Annotated in this window: 1 protein-coding gene; it reads left to right on the top strand. The window is 64.6% G+C overall.

Translation table 11 applies throughout. The annotated features are described in order from the left end of the window. A partial coding sequence (locus V5A20_RS13865) for a sensor histidine kinase (protein ID WP_332327628.1) occupies positions 1 to 2,910 on the top strand: 2,910 nt, incomplete at both ends.

Here is a 2,910-nt window from a genome sequence, read left to right as displayed (position 1 = left end):
CTCATCCCCACCGCGACGGGCACGATTGTCCGGTCCCTCGCCACGGACAGTCTCGTGTACGTGGGGGCGAAGGGCGACTTCGGTCGACTCCGCCCCGACTCAAACGGTGTTCTCCGCTATCAGTCATTCTACGAGCAGGTGCCGGCGTCGGCCCGGGACTTCAACGACATCTGGAGCACGCACACGCTGGACGGAGACGCGTATTTTCAGTCCAACGAGTATCTCTTTCGCTGGAACGGGACCGAAATCGACGTCTGGACCAGTGACGATGGATTCCACACTTCCTTCGCCGTTCGGGGAACCCTGTTCGTGCGCGACCGGTCGCGAGGGCTCCTGCGAATGCAGGGCGATTCGCTGACGCTGGCACCCGGTGGGGACATCTTCTCGGACGCGGCGGTACGGATGATGGCCCCCTACCCCGGCGGGGCAGTTCTAATTGCTACGGAGAACCAGGGCCTGTATCTGCTCGACCAGGAGGGACTCCGCCGCTTTCGCCTACCGCCTGATTCTGAGTTGCCGTCGTTTCTCGACGAGCACAGCCTGTACCACGGCTGCGCCCTCCAGGGCGACCGCTACGCCCTGGCCACGCTCGGCGGCGGCGCCGCCGTCATTAACGCGAAGGGGCGCGTCTTGCGTCTTTTCAATGAATCGACGGGATTACCGGACGGCGTCGTCAACTACGTCTACGCCGGTCGAGATGGGGAGCTCTGGATGGCCCTCAACAACGACGGCATCTACCGCACCAGTCTGACGACCTCCACCACTCTTTTCGACGAACGGAACGGTTTGAGAGGCACCCTTCGCTCCCTTGAACGGCACCGCGGCCGCGTATACGCCGCGACCGGCCGGGGGCTTTATCGGATTGAGGACGGGGGCTCCGCCGTAGGCACCGATCCGGCTCGCTTTGATCGTCAGCCCGGAGTCCCTCTGCCCTGGGATATGACTTCGGTGCAGGGCAGCTTGCTCGCCGGGACGGAAGAAGGGGTTTACGTCGTGGCCTCAGACCCAAGGCAACTCACCGACGAGCAAACCTACGACTTAGCCGAAGTGTCTGACTCTCAGACAATTTATGCTGGAACCAGGTCTGGTGTATCTCGGCTTCGCCGAACCAATGGCCAATGGCGGTCACGCGTCGTGAAGGACGTCAGAATGGAAATTCGCTCCTTGACGGTCGGGCCCAGCGGAGATCTCTGGGCCGGGACCGTGGACGGGAAGCTCGTTTATCTTCCCCTTTCATCGGGCAAGAGCGCGCACCAGACTCGGTCATACGGGACGAGCGCAGGCCTGCCGGCGGGCTACAAGTCTCCCGTCGTGGTCGACCAGCGCCTCGCCGTCCGGTCGAGCCGGGGCCTGTTTCACCTGCAAAATCCCGACGCCCCGCCGTCCGACTGGACGTTTGCCGCCTCGTCCCTGCTGCCCGAGGAGGGCGGCGCGGACACGCTCGCCGTAAAGGCGTTCCTCAACAACGATCGGGGGCAGCTCTGGGCTGCCTTAGGTAATCGCTTATACCAGGGACGGCGTACACAGGACAACTCCTACACTTGGTCGGAGATCGACCCTCTCCGCTTTCCAAAGGCGGAGGGCATTCCCCTCCATCCAGAATCCGACGGCACCCTCTGGCTCGGCACCGGCAAGCGGCTGATCCGGTACGACCCCACCCGGGACATTCGGGCCGACGCGACGGCCCCGATCGATGCCCTGGTGCGGCAGGTTACGGCCCTTCCGCAAGGCACGGTGGTCTACGGCGGCACGCCCCGGTCCACCTCGGCGCGTCCGTCGATCACGCTCCCCTACTCGAACAATGATCTTCGGATCGACGTCGCGGCCACCGTCATGGACCGGGTCACGGCACCGCAGTATCAGTACCGGCTCGACGGGCGTCAGTCCAGCTGGACAGGGTGGACGAATCGTTCGCACGTGACGTTCTCGAACCTGTGGGAGGGCACGTATACGTTCCGGGTGCGGGCGAAGGGCGAGCGTGGGCGCCTCAGTAGCGTCGGCAGCCTGACCCTTCACATTCGCCCTCCCTGGTACCGATCGTTCTGGGCGTATCTGCTCTACGGCGTCGGAGCCGTCGGTCTCCTGCTCGCCTTTCGCCACTACTACAAAGTCAACCAGGAGCGGCGCGAGGCCCAGAAACAGGCCCTGAAGCTCGAGAAGGAACGGGAAGTGCGCCAGCAGCTCGAACGGGCCAACAAACGCCTCCGGGAGGCCAATCAGCTCAAGGAAGACTTCCTGGCCAACACGTCCCACGAGCTTCGGACCCCGCTCACCAACATTCTCGGCTTCGTCGACGTGCTTCGGGACTCCGCCCGGGATGGGCAGATGGAGTTCCTGGACGCGATTGAGAAAAACAGTCGGCGGCTGGAGCGCACGCTCAATGCCCTTCTCGACCTCTCGAAGCTGCGGTCCGGGAGCGAGGACCTCGAGCTCGAGCCGACGGCCCTCGGGAACCGCGTTGAGCGCGTGGCCCGCGACTTCGAACGCTCCGCCGAGGAAAAGGGGCTTTCGCTCGAGGTCGACCGCCCTTCGAAGGAGGTGTACGCCGATGTCGACGAGCGGTACCTCGACCAGATTCTGTCCAACCTCATCGAAAACGCCATCAAGTTTACGGAGCAGGGCCACGTCGTGGTCTCCGTCCGCGCCGACGAGGAGTGGGCCCGGATCGCGGTCCAGGACAGCGGCATCGGCATCGACGAGGAGTTTCTGCCGAAGCTCTTTCAGGACTTCGAGCAGGAGTCGCGGGGCCGCTCGCGCACCCACGAGGGATACGGCCTGGGGCTCGCCATCTCGTCGCGGCTCACCAACCGGATGGACGGCCAGATCGAGGTGGAGAGCACGAAGGGCGAGGGCAGCACCTTCATCCTCTCCCTGCCCCGCAGCGCCCCGCACCCGGACGCGTCCTCCGCG

It is taken from the genome of Salinibacter sp. (assembly GCF_036626415.1).
Lineage (GTDB): Bacteria > Bacteroidota > Rhodothermia > Rhodothermales > Salinibacteraceae > Salinibacter.
The sequence above is the reverse complement of the archived record's forward strand: the minus strand, read 5'-3'. Positions and strand labels throughout refer to the sequence as shown.